Source organism: Bradyrhizobium forestalis (assembly GCF_002795245.1).
Taxonomy (GTDB): domain Bacteria; phylum Pseudomonadota; class Alphaproteobacteria; order Rhizobiales; family Xanthobacteraceae; genus Bradyrhizobium; species Bradyrhizobium forestalis.
Genome location: NZ_PGVG01000074.1, coordinates 1 through 14,988, shown reverse-complemented (window position 1 = coordinate 14,988; position 14,988 = coordinate 1). Strand labels below are relative to the sequence as shown.

Sequence of the window (14,988 nt, the reverse complement as noted above, 5' to 3'; positions counted from 1 at the left end):
CCCGCCCTCCCCCCGCAAGCGGGAGAGGGAGCGCAGCTGTGCGTGGTGAGAAAGCGACTACCCCGGCCGGTAAGCTCCGGTCACGGGGTCACGCTTCAGCGTCTGGATTTCCCCCATATGAGCGGCCTCGGCGACGCGCGACAGGCGCATCTCCTCCAGCTCCTGGTTGATCCGGACAGCGGTCTTGTAGGCCCAGCGGACCACGGCAAGCCCGCCCAGGACGCCCGCGAAAGCGACGAACGGCGGCATCGGTCGATCCTTGTCTAGTGCTCAGCCCCCACTTGCATTGTTGCGCAGATGGACCTGCGCTGCAATTGGCCCACCTCGGGCCAAATGGCGCGGGAGGGCGCGCCCTAGAACCCGAATTTCGCCCAAATCGCCCGCGTCTCGACCGCCGAAATCAGCTCGTCCGGCAGGCCGGCCATTGATTCCAGGGCTGAAAGCTGCCCCGCGCCGGGCGCTTTCCGTCCCAAAAGGCCGGAGAGCAACCCAGTCGGCTGCGCGATCACGGGCGTGAGAACCTTTTCCCCATAGCGGGCACGAAGAGTTGAGCGGAGATCGCCGATGCCGTCGGCGAGCCCCAGCAAGATGGCGCTCTCGCCGGCCCAGTATTCTCCCGTGAACAGCGTGTCGTCCGCTCCCTTCAGCCGTGCACCGCGGCTGTCCTTCACGAGCGAGATGAAGATCTGGTGGATCTCGCGCTGGATCGCCTTCAGCCTAACGACGTCATCGGGGTTCTCCGGGAGGAACGGGTCGAGCATCGCCTTGTGCTCGCCTGCGGTGTAGAGGCGCCGCTCGATGCCGAGCCGCCTGATCGCCTCCTGAAAACCGAAACTGCCGCCGACCACGCCGATTGAGCCAAGGATCGAGGAGGGATCGCAGATGATCTCGTCGCCGGCGCAGGCGATCATGTAGCCGCCGGAGGCCGCGACGTCTTCGACGAACACGAGCACCGGCAGCTTCTTCTCCGCCGCCAGCTGCTTGATGCGCAAGTAGATCTGGCGCGACTGCACCGGCGAGCCGCCGGGAGAATTGATCACCAGCGCCACAGCCTTGGCGTGCCGATAGGAAAATGCGCGCTCGAGCACCCGCGCGACGCCGGCAAGCGTCAAGCCGGGGCGCAGCGGCGTCACCGCACCGATCACGCCTGACAGCCGCACCACCGGCACCACCGCCGTCCCGGGGCGAAAGCGCGCCGGAAGATATTGCATGAGCTTGTCGGCCAGGCCGGAACTCTCTCGATCGTTCAATTGCTCGGCCATGCCGTTACCTCTGATTAACCATTTCTTATCACGCGAGTGTCATTGGAAGTGCCTGGAACGTGTTTTGCAGATTCCTCGTTGGGAAGCTGCAATAGGCAGCGGAGGAAACGCCATGAAGATCTATCTGCTGATGCTGCTGATCGGTGCGCTTTTCACGGCGATTCGCTTTACGTCCCCGCAAGAGCAGCAGACGGAATCGCTTCCGCAGTAAGCCGTCACGGCTCCGCCAGCGGCAACGCCGCCCTCCCCTCCAGAATATCCCTCACCTCTTTTTTAGGCACGTTTGACTCTTCGTTAAGCATGAGGCCCGGCAGCAATCGCGTCGGAGCCCGGCCGCCTTTGACTGCGCGCACCAGCACGCGGATCGCGGGCTTTCCCGCTTCGCCATGAACCGGCAGGATCGCAAGGCTGCCGAAGCCGCGTGACAGCGCTGCCATGACGTCGCCAATTCCGTCCGCGCGCCAGATCAGAGTCAGTACGCCGTTCGATCGGAGGATACGCCGCGCTGCATGCACCCACGCATGCAGCGTCTCTTCCGTCGCCACATGGGCGGTGTGACGCGCCGGATCCGGCGAGCCGCGATGCCGGGCCGGATCGTTGAACGGCGGATTCATCAAGACCACGTCGAAGCTGTCGGGCGACAACCCGCTTGACGCAAAGGCCTGCACCTCGGCCGTGACGTCGAGCACGATCGTCTCGGCCGCAATGGCATTCGTCGCCGCGTTGGCCCGCGCGAGTTCGGCGAGTTCCGGATCGATCTCGACCAGGCTGAGCCTGATCCCGGCCACGCGCCGAGCAAGGGCGAGCCCCGCCGTGCCGACGCCGGCGCCGAAATCGACCACGCGGTCCCCCGCCTGGGCGTCGGTCGCCGCTGCAAGCAGGATGGCGTCATGTCCGGCGCGATGGCCGGATCGCTTCTGCATCAAGCGCAACTGCCCGCCGAGAAAGGCGTCCTCGGTAATATCTGCGGCCTCAATCATCGCCGCGCAGTTCGTGGCTGAGGCCGGCTTCGGTGAGGAGCTCCCGAGCCTCCTGGACGTCGTCCTCATGGACCAGGATCCGCCGCGGCAATATGCCGAGCGAACCCTCGATGATGCTCATGTTCTGGTCCAGCACCAGGTGATGGATGTTGGCACCGTCGAGCAGCGCGCCGATCGCCGACACCAGCACCATATCGTTGGTCCGAACCAGTTCACGCAAAACGCAGATCTCCTGCCTGAAGGTGGCTAAAGCGGCAAATGTCAATGGTTCCGCGGGCCTTGCCGCATCCGCCGCCAGTTTCTATTGTATTTCCATCAGAATAGCCCTTCCGGGGCAAATATTGGAGACCGGCGTGGCCGTCATCGTACCTTTCGAAACTCCCGGCGCGTCGATCGAAGAGCTGGTTGCCCTTGTCGCCCCTGACATGGAGCGCGTCAACGCCACGATCCTGTCGCGGACCGGTTCGGACGTGACCATGATCCCCGAAGTTGCCAATCACCTGATCTCCTCCGGCGGCAAGCGCCTGCGGCCGATGCTGACGCTCGCCATGGCCAACCTGGCCGGCTATGCCGGCGATGGCCATATCAAGCTCGCGGCCAGCGTCGAGTTCATGCATACCGCCACCCTGCTCCACGACGACGTCGTCGACGAGAGCGAGATGCGCCGCGGCAAGCTGTCGGCGCGCATGCTCTGGGGCAATGAGGCCAGCGTGCTGGTCGGCGACTTCCTGCTCGGCCAGGCCTTCCGCATGATGGTCGAGGTCGGCTCGCTCCGCGCGCTCGACATCCTCTCGGCGGCCGCAGCCACCATCGCCGAGGGCGAGGTGATGCAGCTTGCCGCAGCCAAGAACACCGCGACCACCGAGGACGAATATCTCGCCGTGATCCGCGGCAAGACCGCCGAGCTGTTCGCAGCCGCCTGCGAGGTCGGCCCCGTCATCGCCAACCGGCCGAAGGCGGAGCAGACTGCCTGCCGCTCGGTCGGCATGAATCTCGGCATTGCCTTCCAGCTCGTCGACGACGTGCTCGACTACGGCGGCAAGAGTGCAAAGCTCGGCAAGAACACCGGCGACGATTTCCGCGAAGGCAAGATCACGCTGCCGGTCGTGCTCGCCTTCCGCCGTGGCAACGACACCGAGCGCGCGTTCTGGATCCGGGCGCTCGAGCGCGGCGAGATCGGCGACAGCGATCTCGATCACGCCATCGGGTTGATGAACAAGCATCGCGCGCTCGAGGATACGCTGAGCCGCGCCCAGCACTACGGCGACATGGCCGTCGACGCACTCGCGCTGTTCCCGCCCTCGCCGATGAAGAGCGCGCTGGAGCAAGTCGTGGCGTTTTGCCTGGCACGGTCGCATTAGGCGCGGCGCTTCCATCGCTTCCGCACCACTGTCAGCCCCGTCATCCTGAGGCGCGAGTGGCGCGATGCCAAGCATCGCGCCACGAGCCTCGAAGGATGAACGGCCGAGATGCAGTCGGGCCGCCGCCCTTCGAGGCTCGCCGAAGAGGCGAGCACCTCAGGGTGACGGGGATATGTAAGCGCATGCTGCAGCCACCCCGGAGCAAGGTGCGACGACACCGCTTACTCCCGGGGTCCCGGACACGCTGCAGCGTGGAACGCTGCTGCGCAGAGTCGGAACCCACGCGACACGTACAGCTTTCGGCAACATGGGCCCCGGCTCTGCAGCGCACCGCACCGGACAATGCTTCGCATCGCCGGGAGCGCTGCGCTGCGTCCGGGGCACGAGCCCGCCCAGTGACTTGCATTTTGCAAGTAACATCCCTACTTTCCCGCCATGCAACCCAAATCCCCCTCCATCCTGGAATGCCCGGTCGGCCGCGCCGTGGAGACGGTCGGCGAATGGTGGAGCATCCTGATCTTGCGCGATGCGTTTCAAGGCGCGACGAGGTTCGACGAGTTTTCGCAAAGCCTCGGGATCGCGCCGAACATCCTGTCGCGACGGCTCGCTCATCTCACCGAGAGCGGCATGTTCGTCCGCCGCCGCTATCAGGAGCGGCCGCCGCGCTACGAATACGTGCTGACGGACAAGGCGCGGGACTTCTTCCCGGTCATCGTCGCGCTGCTCGCCTGGGGCAACAAGCATCTCGCACCCAAAGGTGAATCCATCCTGCTGGCGAACCGGGGCGACGCTCGCCCGTTCGAGCCGGTCGTGGTCGACGCCTCCGACATGCGCCCGATCACGCTTGCCAACACGGTCGCCATTCCCGGTCCGCGCGCCAGCCGCGGCATGCGCGCACGGCTCGCTTCGCTCAAAGCCATGAACCCGGCCATTGCGCCGGCTGGAGACTGACATGCGTCGTATCGTCGTGACGGGAATGGGCGCGGTGTCGCCGCTTGGCTGCGGTGTCGAATTGTCCTGGCGCCGCCTGCTCGCCGGCCAAAGCGGGCTGCGGCCTCTGCCCGAATGGGCGCAGGCGCTGCCGGCGCGCATTGCCGGTCTCGTGCCCGACAAGGACGATGACGCCGAGGGCGGCTTCGATCCGGCGCAGGCCGCGGCGCCTAAAGACCAGCGCAAGATGGACCGCTTCATCCTGTTTGCGCTGCTCGCCACTGTAGAAGCCGTCGCGCAGGCCAAATGGACGCCGCAGGACGCGAGCGCGTTGGAGCGCACCGCCACGATCATCGCTTCCGGTGTCGGCGGCTTTCCCGCGATGGCGGAGGCGGTGCGCATCACCGAGCAGCGCGGCGCGCGCCGGCTCTCGCCGTTCACGATCCCCTCGTTCCTCGCCAATCTCGCCGCCGGTCACGTCTCGATCAAACATGGCTACAAGGGCGCGCTGGGCACGCCCGTCACGGCCTGCGCGGCCGGCGTGCAGGCGATCGGCGATGCCGCGCGCATGATCCGCGCCGGCGAAGCTGACGTCGCAATCTGCGGCGGCGCGGAAGCCTGCATCGATATCGTCAGCCTCGGTGGCTTTGCGGCGGCCCGCGCGCTGTCGAGCGGCTTCAACGACGAGCCCGCACGCGCCTCGCGTCCGTTCGATCGCGACCGCGACGGTTTTGTCATGGGCGAAGGTGCCGGCATCCTGGTGATCGAGGCGCTGGAGCATGCACTGGCGCGCGGTGCGACGCCGATCGCGGAGATCGTCGGCTACGGCACGACGGCGGATGCCTATCACATGACATCGGGTCCACCGGATGGCGATGGTGCCCGACGAGCCATGGAGATCGCGCTCAGGCAAGCCAACCTTGCGCCCGCGGATTTGCAGCATCTCAATGCGCATGCGACCTCGACACCTGCCGGCGACGAGAGCGAGCTCGGCGCCATCGCGACGTTGTTCGGCCGCAACCGCGGCATTGCCGTGAGCGCGACCAAATCGGCTACCGGCCACCTGCTCGGTGCCGCCGGCGGGCTGGAAGCGATCTTCACCGTGCTCGCTCTGCGCGACCAGGTCGCGCCGCCGACGCTCAATCTCGAAAATCCGGATTCCGGCGCAGACGGCATCGACATCGTCGCCGGTGCAGCGCGGCCGATGCCGATGCAGCATGCCATCTCCAACGGATTCGGCTTCGGCGGGGTCAATGCCAGCGTGATCTTCCGCCGGATGGGCTGAGCGAGAGGCCTTGCAATCGCCGCTCGCTCAGCTACGAAAACAGGATGACCGAAACCAGTTTCTGGCTATTCCTGGCCGCAGCATTCCTCATTGCGGCAATTCCCGGCCCAGGCATCTTCTACGTCGCGGCAAGGACCTTGTCGGAGGGGCGCGTCAGCGGTTTTGCCTCGACCGCGGGCACGGCGCTGGGCGGGCTGGTTCATGTGGTCGCGGGCAGCCTCGGCATCTCGGCCATCATTCTGGCCAGCGCAGAGCTGTTTGCCGCCGTGAAATTCGTCGGCGCGCTCTATCTGGTCTGGCTCGGCATCAAGACGTTTCGCAGCGCCGGCCGCGCGCTAGCGCTCGAGAGCGAGCCGATCGGCGACAAGCGCGCCTTCCGCGACGGCGTGCTGGTCGAGGCGTTGAACCCGAAGACGGCGGCGTTCTTCCTCGCCTTCATTCCACAATTCCTCGATCCCGCGGGATCAAACCCGACGCTGCAATTCATCGCGCTTGGCGCGATCTCGGTGGCGCTGAACACGCTCGCCGACGTCGTGGTGGTGCTGATGGCCTCGGCGACGCGCGCGCAGCTGATCGGACGTCCGCATCTGATGCGGCGTCTCACGCAGGGCTCCGGCGTCTTGATCGCAGGCCTCGGCCTCTCGCTCGCGCTGGCGCGGCGGCCGGCAAATGGCTAGCGCCCCGCAAGACCGCTTCTATGAATCGCACGGCCTGCGGCTGCATTACGCCGACTGGGGCAACGAGGGCGCGCCACCTCTGATCCTGGTCCATGGCGGCCGCGATCATTGCCGGAGCTGGGATCACATCGCCCGATCGTTGCAGCCGCATTTTCACGTGCTCGCGCCCGACCTGCGCGGTCATGGCGATTCCGACTGGACCCGAGGCGGCAGCTACGCGCTCACCGAATATGTCTACGATCTCGCGCAGCTCGTCCGCAGCATCGCAGCGCCTCGGGTCACTCTCATCGGCCATTCGATGGGCGGCATGGTGAGCCTGATCTTTTCGGGCTCGTTCCCCGAGCAGGCCACGAAGCTCGTCGTCCTCGACGGCGTGACCATGTTGCCGGATACACCCAAACCGCCGGTGCATGAGCGCATCGGCAAATGGGTGGCCCAGCTCGACAAGCTGCACGACCGCACGCCACGCCGCTATGCGACGCTCGAGGACGCGGCCGCCCAGATGGTGCTTCACAACAAGCGGCTGTCCCGCGACCTCGCGCTGCATCTCGCCACGCATGGCGCGCGACAGAACGAGGACGGCACCTATAGCTGGAAATTCGATCCCTATCAGCGCGCCTCTGCGCCGCACCGGCTCTGGCCGGACGATCATATCGCGCTGTGGTCACGCATCGCCTGCCCGACGCTATTGCTCAATGCCGGCGAGAGTTTTCTGGCGGGCGCAAAGGCCGCAGGCCTGGAGCGGTATTTCCAGAACGCGCGCATCGAGACCATCGCCGGGGCGGGACACTGGCTGCAGCATGACAAGCCGCAGGAGGTATTGGGCGAGATCCGGAAGTTTCTGGGATTGGCCGAGGACGGCGCGGGTTAGCCCGGTATCGTAGCCCGCATGAGCGCAGCGAGATGCGGGGCACCGCGAAGGAGAATCCCGGATCTCGCTTCGCTCATCCGGGCTACGCAGCGTCGTTGGAGATACCTAGCTCAACGTCCCCGCATGCACCCACCAGCCGGGGTGATCGCGCCGGATCCTTTCGGCGGCGGCATGGGCCTCGGCCGGTGCGCCATAGATCGCAAAGCACGTCGCACCCGAGCCGGACATGCGGGCGAGCCTGACTCCCGCGGAGGTGCGCAAGGCTTCCAGCACCTCGCCGATGACAGGCTCGATGCGCATCGCAGGCGCTTCGAGGTCGTTGGCCACCGTCTCGAGAACCTCGACCCAATCGGCGATCGAGGCCCCCTCCTCCGGCCACGCCGGCGCTTCGAGGACCGAGGTAGCGCCAACCAGAAGCTCGCCGTTGCGCAAACCAAGCGCCTGGAACACGTCCTTCGTGGCAACCGGCACGCGCGGATTGACCATGACGCAGGGCATGCTCGGCAGCGCCAGCGGCAACAACTGCTCGCCGACGCCGGTCATGTCGCACGCGCGCGAGACGAGGCACACCGGCACGTCGGCGCCCGTCGCGAGCGCGACCTTCTGAACGCGGGGATCATCAAGCGACAGATCATTGAGACGCGCGAGGAGCCGCAGCGCTGCCGCAGCATCGGCCGAGCCGCCACCGATGCCAGCAGCAACCGGGAGCACCTTGTCGAGCGCCAAGGCGCCCAGCTTCAAGCTAGGGACGGCCTCGGCCAGCAGCTTGGCAGCCTTGAGCACGAGATTGTCGGCGGTGTCGCCGCAAGCCGCAGCCAGCGGCCCGGTGGTGGTGAGCTTCAGTTCGCCGCCCGGCTCCAGCGTCAGCCGGTCGGCGCAGTCGGCGAACGCAACCACGCTTTCGAGATCATGATAGCCGTCCGCACGACGACCGACGACGCGAAGGCTCAAATTGACCTTCGCCCGTCCCTCTTCAGTCAACGCCGGCATCGGCGACAGCCCCCACTCTTACTCAGCTCAACCGCCCTTGCCGTCGTCCTTCTTCTTCTCGGCCTGCGCCGCGGAAGAGTTGGAATTGTCCTCGGTCAAACCATTGGCGATCTTGGCCTCGATCTTTGGTAGTTCTTCCGGCTCGGGCTTGAGATCGCGCGCATGCGACCACTGGAATTTGGCTTCCAGCGTACGGCCGACGCGCCAATAGGCATCGCCAAGGTGGTCGTTGATGGTGGGATCCTCGGGCTTGAGATCGATCGCGCGCTCGAGGTTCTTCACCGCCTCCTCATAATTGCCGATGCGGTAATAGGCCCAGCCGAGGGAATCGACGATGTAGCCGTCGTCGGGACGCTGCTCGACGGCCCGCTTGATCATCTTCATGCCTTCGTCGAGATTCACGCCCTGGTCGATCCAGGAATAACCGAGATAGTTGAGGACGTGCGGCTGGTCGGGCTGCAGCTCGAGCGCCTTCTTCATGTCCGCCTCGGCCTTGGCCCACTGCTTGGAGCGCTCCTCGCAGATGCCGCGATAGTAGTACCAGACGCTGTTGGCCTTGTCGTTGCCTACAGGCAGCACGTCGATTCCTTGCGAATAGGTCGCGCCGCAGTCGCCGAACCGCTTGCGGCCGCGCTCGATATTGCCGAGTGCCATGATGGCCTCGAGATCCTTCGCATCCTCTGTCGTGACGCCCTTGAGGATCTTGATCGCCTCGTCGGTGCGGTCGGCGGAGTCGAGATCGATGGCGAGCTGAATCTGCGCATTGCGCTTGAGCGGCGAGGTCGCGGGCACGCGCTCATAGACCTTGATCGCCATCTGCGGCCGCTTCACCGATTCATAGAGATCGGCGAGCGAGAGCAGCGCCAGCGGATGGGTGGGCTGGAGGTATAGCGAGAGCTGGAGATAGACCAGCGCCAAATCCTCGCCGCCGCGGCGGGTCAGCGTGGCGCCGATGCCGTAGAGCGCTTCGGCGGCGCCGGCCTGCGCGGAATCGACCAGCGGCGGCATCTTCTTGCCGGCCCTGGTCTCGCGCAGGCCTTCCTGGATCAGCGGATGGCGCGCGAGCTTCTTGTCGAAGGCTTGGTAGACGGTGGTCGCGGCGGCGGAATCCTTGTTACGGGAGAGCCAGCGCGCGTAGGCCTCGGTCACGCGCAGCATGGAATCGTCGAGCTTGTAGGCGCGCTCGAAGCGGGCGCCGGCGTCCTTCTCCTTCCCGGAGAGCTCGAGGATCATGCCGGTATGAAGGTCCTTGAACAGCGGATACCATTCCGGACCGGCCAGCTTGTCGATGGTGGCGACACCGCCCTTGGCATCGCCCGCACCATAGGCGGCCCAGCCCGACAGCAGCGTCGCGACGAGATCGGTGATCGGACCGCGGATCGACTGGTTGATGTTGGTCTGCGCGGCCGCGTACTTCTTCAGCTTGAGATCATGCACGCCGACGACGAGACGCGCGACGCGGTTGGTCTTGTCGATGGTGAGGATGCGCTCGGCGAGCTTGACCGCCTCGTCGATGTCGCCGTCCGCGACCGAGGAGATGAAAGCACGGTCGAGCAGCTCGTTGTTCTTCGGATCGGTGCGGAGCGCCGAACGGTAGAATGCGGCGGCGGACGCCGCGTCGCGCTCGACGCTGGCGTGGCGGGCGGCGAGATAGCTGCCGGCACCGGGCAGCGACTTCAGATCGTTTCGGGGCGGAAACTGCGCCGCTGTGTTCTCCGGATGATCCGGCGTCTGCGCCAGGACCACACCGGGGACCGTCGCGATCGAGGTGCCCATGAGGACGATGGCGGCAGCAGTCCAGCGGTTGAAACGATTTGAAAACATCAGGGCTCGCCTTGAGTTGGTAGTGCCTGGGTTTGCAGCAGAAGGCCGTATCGCATGCGAACGCGGCCGGCGGCATCGGGACCCGGAACCGTCAGGCCGACAATGCCGCTTTTGGCGCTTGGCCGCAAGGATTCGGACCGGACGCCCCCTCCGCACGCCCCAAATCGGCTAGTCACCGGCCCGGAGCAGCCCCAAGACGCCGCTACTATGGCCTTATCGTGGCCGCGATCGGTAGCCGCGGCCCCATCCTCACGCGAACGTGCGCCGGATCACCGTCATGACCAGGTCCGCTGGCTCGGCCGCGCTTACATCGCCTCGTAGTTCGGGCCACCACCGCCTTCCGGGGGAACCCAGGTGATGTTGCCGTTGGGATCCTTCACGTCGCAGGTCTTGCAGTGGACGCAGTTCTGGGCGTTGATCTGGAAGCGCGGGCCGGAGCCCTCCTCGATCCATTCATAGACGCCGGCCGGGCAGTAGCGATTCGAGGGACCGGCGAAGACATCATGCTCGGAGGTCTTCTGGAGGTTCATGTCCGCCACCTTCAGATGGATCGGCTGGTCCTCCTCGTGATTGGTGTTGGACAGGAACACCGAGGATAGCTTGTCGAACGTGATCTTGCCGTCGGGCTTCGGGTAGTTCCTGGGCGCGTGGCTCTTGGCCGGATCGAGCGTGGCGCGGTCGGGTTTGGCGTGCGACTGGGTGCCGAACAGCGAGGCGCCGAACAGCGTGTTGCACCACATGTCGAAGCCGCCCAGCGCGACGCCAAGCACGGTGCCGAACTTCGACCACAGCGGCTTGACGTTGCGAACCAGGAACAAATCCTTGCCGACCGACGAGGAGCGCCAGGCGTTCTCGTATTCGACGAGCTCGTCATTGGCGCGATCGGCGGCAATCGCGGCTGCGACGTGCTCGGCGGCGAGCATGCCGGTGCCCATCGCATTGTGCACGCCCTTGATGCGCGGCACGTTGACGAAGCCGGCGGCGCAGCCGATCAGCGCGCCCCCGGGGAAGCTCAGCTTCGGCACCGACTGATAGCCGCCCTCGGTGATCGCACGCGCGCCGTAAGCGAGCCGCTTGGCGCCTTCGAAGGTGTCGCGGATCGAGGGATGGGTCTTGAAGCGCTGGAATTCGTCGAACGGGGACAGATAGGGATCGTCGTAGTTGAGATGGACGACGAAGCCGACGGCGACGAGATTGTCGTCATAATGGTAGAGGAACGAGCCGCCGCCGGTCTTCATGTCGAGCGGCCAGCCGAACGAATGCTGGATCAAGCCCTTCTGGTGCTTGGCGGGATCGATCTGCCAGACCTCCTTGAGGCCGATGCCGAATTTCGGCGGCTCGCTCCTGGCGTCCAGGGCGAATTTGTTGATGAGCTGCTTGGTCAGGCTGCCTCGGGCGCCTTCGGCGAACAGCGTGTACTTGCCGAGCAATTCCATGCCGCGGGTGAAGGAATCCTTCGGCTTGCCGTCGCGGCCGATGCCCATGTCGCCGGTGGCGATGCCCTTGACCTTGCCGTCCTCGTCATAAAGCACTTCGGCCGCTGCAAAGCCCGGATAGATCTCGACGCCGAGCGCCTCGGCCTTGCGCGCCAGCCAGCGGCAGACATTGCCGAGCGAGCCGATGTAGCAGTGATGGTTGTGCATCAAAGGCGGCATGATGAAGCCCGGCAGCTTGATCGCGCCGCCGCCGGTCATCCAGAAGAAGCGGTCGTCCTTGACCTGCGTTTTCAGCGGGCAGTCGGCATCCTCGCGCCAGTCCGGGATCAGCTTGTCGAGGCCCGCGGGATCGATCACGGCACCCGAGAGGATGTGCGCACCGACCTCGGAGCCCTTCTCCACCACGACGACGTTGAGATCGGCATTGAGCTGCTTCAGCCGGATCGCGGCCGACAGGCCAGAGGGGCCGGCGCCGACGATGACGACGTCGAATTCCATGGATTCGCGCGGGGGAAGTTCTTCGGTGCTCATCTGATCTCAGCCCTTGAGACGGTCCTTGGTCGATTGCGCCCTCTTGTTTCCGATTTTTCCGGGTAGGACAACCTCGGAATCGCGTTCCGCCGGGATGCAAGGCGCCCCAAACTGATATAAATGTCAGACTTTCCGATGATCCCCGAACCCGCACCCACCGTCCGTGAGCTGCTCGCCTTCTATCTGGAGGCCGGAGTCGACTGCGCGCTGGCGGAGGAACCAATAGACCGCCTGGCGGAAATCGATGCGCCGCCACCCAGCCCGCGCACGGTGCCGGTCGAGGCGCCGCGGCCGGTCGCCGCGCCCGCGGTCATGCGCGGCGAAGCCGCGCCTGCACCGGACGTGGCCATCGCCTCCGCACGCGAGGCCGCACGCACAGCGCCGACCCTGGAGGCGCTGCGCGAGCTGATGCAGAATTTCGAGGGCTGCGCGCTGAAACACACCGCGACGCGGCTGGTGTTTGCCGACGGCAATCCGCAGGCGCGCATCATGTTCGTCGGCGAGGCCCCGGGCCGCGATGAGGACATCGAGGGACTGCCCTTCGTCGGCCGCAGCGGCAAGCTGCTCGATCTCATGATAGGAGCCATAGGCCTCACCCGCACCACCGCCTATATCGCCAACGTCATTCCCTGGCGGCCGCCCGGCAACCGCACGCCGACACCGCAGGAGACGCAAATCTGCCTGCCCTTCATCCAGCGCCAGATCGAGCTGGTGAACCCGGACGTGCTGGTGACGCTCGGCAATCCCTCGACGCAGACGCTGCTGTCGACGCGCGAAGGCATCATGCGCACGCGCGGGCGCTGGTTCGACTACGACACCGGCCAGCGCACCATCCGCGCACTGCCGACGTTTCACCCGGCCTATCTGCTGCGCTCGCCGGCGTACAAACGGCTGGCCTGGCAGGATCTGCGCGCGATCGCGAAGGTGCTGGCGGGATGATGCTCTCGTGTCCCGGACGCGATGCGGCGCGATAGCGCTGCTTCGCAGAGCCGGAACCCAGCGAGCAACACAGGATGATGCGGCGAGATGGGCCCCGGCTCTGCAGCGCACCGCCGAAGAGGCGCTGCGCAGCGTCCGGGGCACGAGAGCCTCATGTCCCCTTCGGCCGCACGATGGCCCAGCCGATACGCAGCAGCTGCTGGCGGCCGTTTACGAGCCATTCGAAGGCGCGCGGGACTTCCGGCACGATGCCGGGGAAGCGCTTGAGGATCTCCGGCGGCGGGGTGCCGGCGGTATCGGAGGCGCGCCAGACCACGACGCCGCCGGTCTCGCTGAACTTCGTCTGGTTCATCCAAGGCGTACGCACCGGGTCGACGTCGATGAACAGATGCGGCCGACCGGAATGCAGCGCAATCAGGCTGGCGAGCTGGGTCTCGCCGGCGACGGCGCGCAGGCGATGGTTGGTGCGGCGGGCAAAGCTCTCGTCGAAGAAGTCCGAGATCGCGCGCGCCGGCATCGAGGTCGCGATCTCGCCAGTGCCGGTCCAGGGCAGGAACAGGACGGCAAGCACCACGCCGGCGGCGGGTGCGACGACGGCGGCAGCCCACACCATGCGCAGCATCCGGGCGCGGCGCATCGCGATGAGATCGCCGGCCGCGACGACCACGGCAAGCCCCGACATGACCAGCACGACACCGGCGCCGCCGGCGACGGAGTCGAGCCCCAAGAGGCCGGAGATCAGCACCGCGCCGGGCGGCAGAGCCAGCGCGAAGAAATAGACGAAGGTGCGCGCGAGCGGCTCGACCGGCGGGCGGTAGATGATCGGCGGCTCCTCACCCTTGCCGGCGAACAGACCAGTGTTGAGGAAGGTCAGCGCGGGGATCGCCGCCGCTCCGAGCACGAGCCCACCGAGCAGCCAGGCCACATGCAGCGCGCGGGCGTTGAGCTCGGCGACTTGCGGCAAGGCCGGCATCGTCAACGTCTCGGCGCGCATCAGCCAGACCGCATAGGGCAGCGCCAGCACGGCGACGACGATCAGCGCAAACAGCGGATCGAGCCCGCGCAGCGTCCGGCGGCCGCCGGCGGTCGTGACCGCGAAGACGACGATCAGCAGGAGCAGAAAGATCGCCGCGGGCGTCGTCAGCAGCAAGAGGCCGGCCTCGATCGACCAGGCGAACCAGGCATTGCCGCGGCGCTGGCCGATGATCTGCCAGGAGTGCAGCAGCAAGAGCGCCCAGAGCGGCCGCGCCAGCACCAGCGGGCCGAAATCGAGCGCGGACGAGGAGAACGCCAGCACGGTCATGGTCAAGAGCACGGCGAGCACCGCGTGCTGGGAGCCGACCACGGCGCGGGAGAGGTGAAAGAGCGCGATAAAGGTCGCGATCTCGCACACCTCGGCAAGCAGATAGACGCCGAGCATGTGGCCGCCGGCGGCGCGATAGGCGATGTCGGCGAGCCAGACCGGCAGCGGCGGGCCGAGATCGGTGCCGACCTGGTATTCCCTGCCGAAGGCCAGGAGCGTCGCGAGGGTGCCGGGCGGGCTGCGGTAGAACACCAGCGCGACGAACAGCCACATCGCGGCCTGCAGCAGCACGGCGATCCACACGATCAGCCGCGGCCGGGCGCGAATGAGCTCGATGACCAGGGAGGTAAACCGCATGCAACGTCCGAATGATGCAGCCAGTCCAGCCGGCCCTATTCGCTCACATCCGTTTTGATAATGGGCGCAGCGCGTTGTGGCAACGACGGTTTGCTCGTCATGCCCGGGCTTGTCCCACGGCTGTCCGGTTCGATTGTTATGGACAGGGTGCATGACGTGGATTCTTCTGTGTTTCGAGCGCTTCGCACACGTTCGAGACACGGAAGGAGGTCCCCGCCATGCGGCACCAGAATAGCGTATTT

The 14,988-nt window shown here is 66.1% G+C and carries 14 protein-coding genes; 6 read left to right on the top strand and 8 right to left on the bottom strand.

Annotated elements, in window-relative coordinates:
• Positions 1-57 precede the first annotated feature (57 nt).
• The 4 genes from CVM73_RS37750 to CVM73_RS37735 all read right to left on the bottom strand — a co-directional run bounded on the left by CVM73_RS37750 (position 58) and on the right by CVM73_RS37735 (position 2,462).
• Entirely contained in the window at positions 58-249 is a 192-nt protein-coding gene (locus tag CVM73_RS37750; protein WP_018648788.1) for a hypothetical protein, read from the bottom strand.
• A gap of 104 nt (positions 250-353) precedes the next feature.
• Positions 354-1,262 (bottom strand): S49 family peptidase, encoded by a 909-nt coding sequence (locus CVM73_RS37745; RefSeq protein WP_100236788.1) that lies wholly within the window; start codon positions 1,260-1,262, stop codon positions 354-356.
• Between the two features lie 215 nt (positions 1,263-1,477).
• Positions 1,478-2,242 carry a tRNA1(Val) (adenine(37)-N6)-methyltransferase gene (locus CVM73_RS37740; RefSeq protein WP_100236787.1) on the bottom strand — a complete coding sequence of 255 codons (765 nt, stop codon included), beginning with the start codon at positions 2,240-2,242 and terminating at the stop codon, positions 1,478-1,480.
• Entirely contained in the window at positions 2,235-2,462 is a 228-nt protein-coding gene (locus CVM73_RS37735; protein WP_100236786.1) for a putative signal transducing protein, read from the bottom strand. The genes CVM73_RS37740 and CVM73_RS37735 overlap by 8 nt, the downstream gene beginning before the upstream one ends.
• A 133-nt stretch (positions 2,463-2,595) precedes the next feature.
• Between CVM73_RS37735 and CVM73_RS37730 the strand changes: the two genes are divergently transcribed.
• The 5 genes from CVM73_RS37730 (at position 2,596) to CVM73_RS37710 (ending at position 7,366) form a co-directional block, all read left to right on the top strand.
• Positions 2,596-3,603 carry a polyprenyl synthetase family protein gene (locus CVM73_RS37730; protein WP_100236789.1) on the top strand — a complete coding sequence of 336 codons (1,008 nt, stop codon included), beginning with the start codon at positions 2,596-2,598 and terminating at the stop codon, positions 3,601-3,603.
• Between the two features lie 435 nt (positions 3,604-4,038).
• Positions 4,039-4,554 carry a winged helix-turn-helix transcriptional regulator gene (locus tag CVM73_RS37725; protein WP_100236785.1) on the top strand — a complete coding sequence of 172 codons (516 nt, stop codon included), beginning with the start codon at positions 4,039-4,041 and terminating at the stop codon, positions 4,552-4,554.
• A 1-nt stretch (position 4,555) separates the two neighbouring features.
• Positions 4,556-5,818, top strand: a complete 1,263-nt coding sequence (gene fabF / locus CVM73_RS37720; protein ID WP_100236784.1) for a beta-ketoacyl-ACP synthase II — start codon at positions 4,556-4,558, stop codon at positions 5,816-5,818.
• Between the two features lie 44 nt (positions 5,819-5,862).
• Entirely contained in the window at positions 5,863-6,495 is a 633-nt protein-coding gene (locus tag CVM73_RS37715) for a LysE family translocator (RefSeq protein WP_100236783.1), read from the top strand.
• Positions 6,488-7,366 carry an alpha/beta fold hydrolase gene (locus CVM73_RS37710; RefSeq protein ID WP_100236782.1) on the top strand — a complete coding sequence of 293 codons (879 nt, stop codon included), beginning with the start codon at positions 6,488-6,490 and terminating at the stop codon, positions 7,364-7,366. The genes CVM73_RS37715 and CVM73_RS37710 overlap by 8 nt, the downstream gene beginning before the upstream one ends.
• 105 nt (positions 7,367-7,471) lie before the next feature.
• Here CVM73_RS37710 and CVM73_RS37705 read toward each other — a convergent pair whose 3' ends face one another.
• From CVM73_RS37705 to CVM73_RS37695, 3 genes are all read right to left on the bottom strand, one after another.
• Positions 7,472-8,356: a 4-(cytidine 5'-diphospho)-2-C-methyl-D-erythritol kinase gene (locus tag CVM73_RS37705; RefSeq protein ID WP_167407292.1), complete on the bottom strand. Its 885-nt coding sequence runs from the start codon at positions 8,354-8,356 to the stop codon at positions 7,472-7,474.
• A gap of 27 nt (positions 8,357-8,383) precedes the next feature.
• The gene (locus CVM73_RS37700) at positions 8,384-10,180 is read right to left on the bottom strand and encodes a tetratricopeptide repeat protein (RefSeq protein WP_100236780.1); all 1,797 of its coding nucleotides are present in this window, start codon (positions 10,178-10,180) and stop codon (positions 8,384-8,386) included.
• A 305-nt stretch (positions 10,181-10,485) separates the two neighbouring features.
• Positions 10,486-12,147, bottom strand: coding sequence for an electron transfer flavoprotein-ubiquinone oxidoreductase (locus tag CVM73_RS37695; protein WP_100236779.1), 1,662 nt, complete (start codon positions 12,145-12,147; stop codon positions 10,486-10,488).
• Between the two features lie 135 nt (positions 12,148-12,282).
• Between CVM73_RS37695 and CVM73_RS37690 the strand changes: the two genes are divergently transcribed.
• Positions 12,283-13,086 (top strand): uracil-DNA glycosylase, encoded by an 804-nt coding sequence (locus tag CVM73_RS37690; protein WP_100236778.1) that lies wholly within the window; start codon positions 12,283-12,285, stop codon positions 13,084-13,086.
• Positions 13,087-13,237: 151 nt separating this feature from the next.
• Here the strand turns inward: CVM73_RS37690 and CVM73_RS37680 are convergent, their stop codons facing one another.
• Entirely contained in the window at positions 13,238-14,746 is a 1,509-nt protein-coding gene (locus CVM73_RS37680; RefSeq protein WP_100236777.1) for a glycosyltransferase family 39 protein, read from the bottom strand.
• Positions 14,747-14,988 lie beyond the last annotated feature (242 nt).

Coding starts and splice junctions, on each gene's coding strand:
- CVM73_RS37750 (WP_018648788.1), bottom strand. CDS start 249: ATGCCGCCGTTCGTCGCTTTCGCGGGCGTCCTGGGCGGGCTTGCCGTG.
- CVM73_RS37745 (WP_100236788.1), bottom strand. CDS start 1,262: ATGGCCGAGCAATTGAACGATCGAGAGAGTTCCGGCCTGGCCGACAAG.
- CVM73_RS37740 (WP_100236787.1), bottom strand. CDS start 2,242: ATGATTGAGGCCGCAGATATTACCGAGGACGCCTTTCTCGGCGGGCAG.
- CVM73_RS37725 (WP_100236785.1), top strand. CDS start 4,039: ATGCAACCCAAATCCCCCTCCATCCTGGAATGCCCGGTCGGCCGCGCC.
- fabF (WP_100236784.1), top strand. CDS start 4,556: ATGCGTCGTATCGTCGTGACGGGAATGGGCGCGGTGTCGCCGCTTGGC.
- CVM73_RS37715 (WP_100236783.1), top strand. CDS start 5,863: ATGACCGAAACCAGTTTCTGGCTATTCCTGGCCGCAGCATTCCTCATT.
- CVM73_RS37710 (WP_100236782.1), top strand. CDS start 6,488: ATGGCTAGCGCCCCGCAAGACCGCTTCTATGAATCGCACGGCCTGCGG.
- CVM73_RS37705 (WP_167407292.1), bottom strand. CDS start 8,356: ATGCCGGCGTTGACTGAAGAGGGACGGGCGAAGGTCAATTTGAGCCTT.
- CVM73_RS37700 (WP_100236780.1), bottom strand. CDS start 10,180: ATGTTTTCAAATCGTTTCAACCGCTGGACTGCTGCCGCCATCGTCCTC.
- CVM73_RS37695 (WP_100236779.1), bottom strand. CDS start 12,147: ATGAGCACCGAAGAACTTCCCCCGCGCGAATCCATGGAATTCGACGTC.
- CVM73_RS37690 (WP_100236778.1), top strand. CDS start 12,283: ATGATCCCCGAACCCGCACCCACCGTCCGTGAGCTGCTCGCCTTCTAT.
- CVM73_RS37680 (WP_100236777.1), bottom strand. CDS start 14,746: ATGCGGTTTACCTCCCTGGTCATCGAGCTCATTCGCGCCCGGCCGCGG.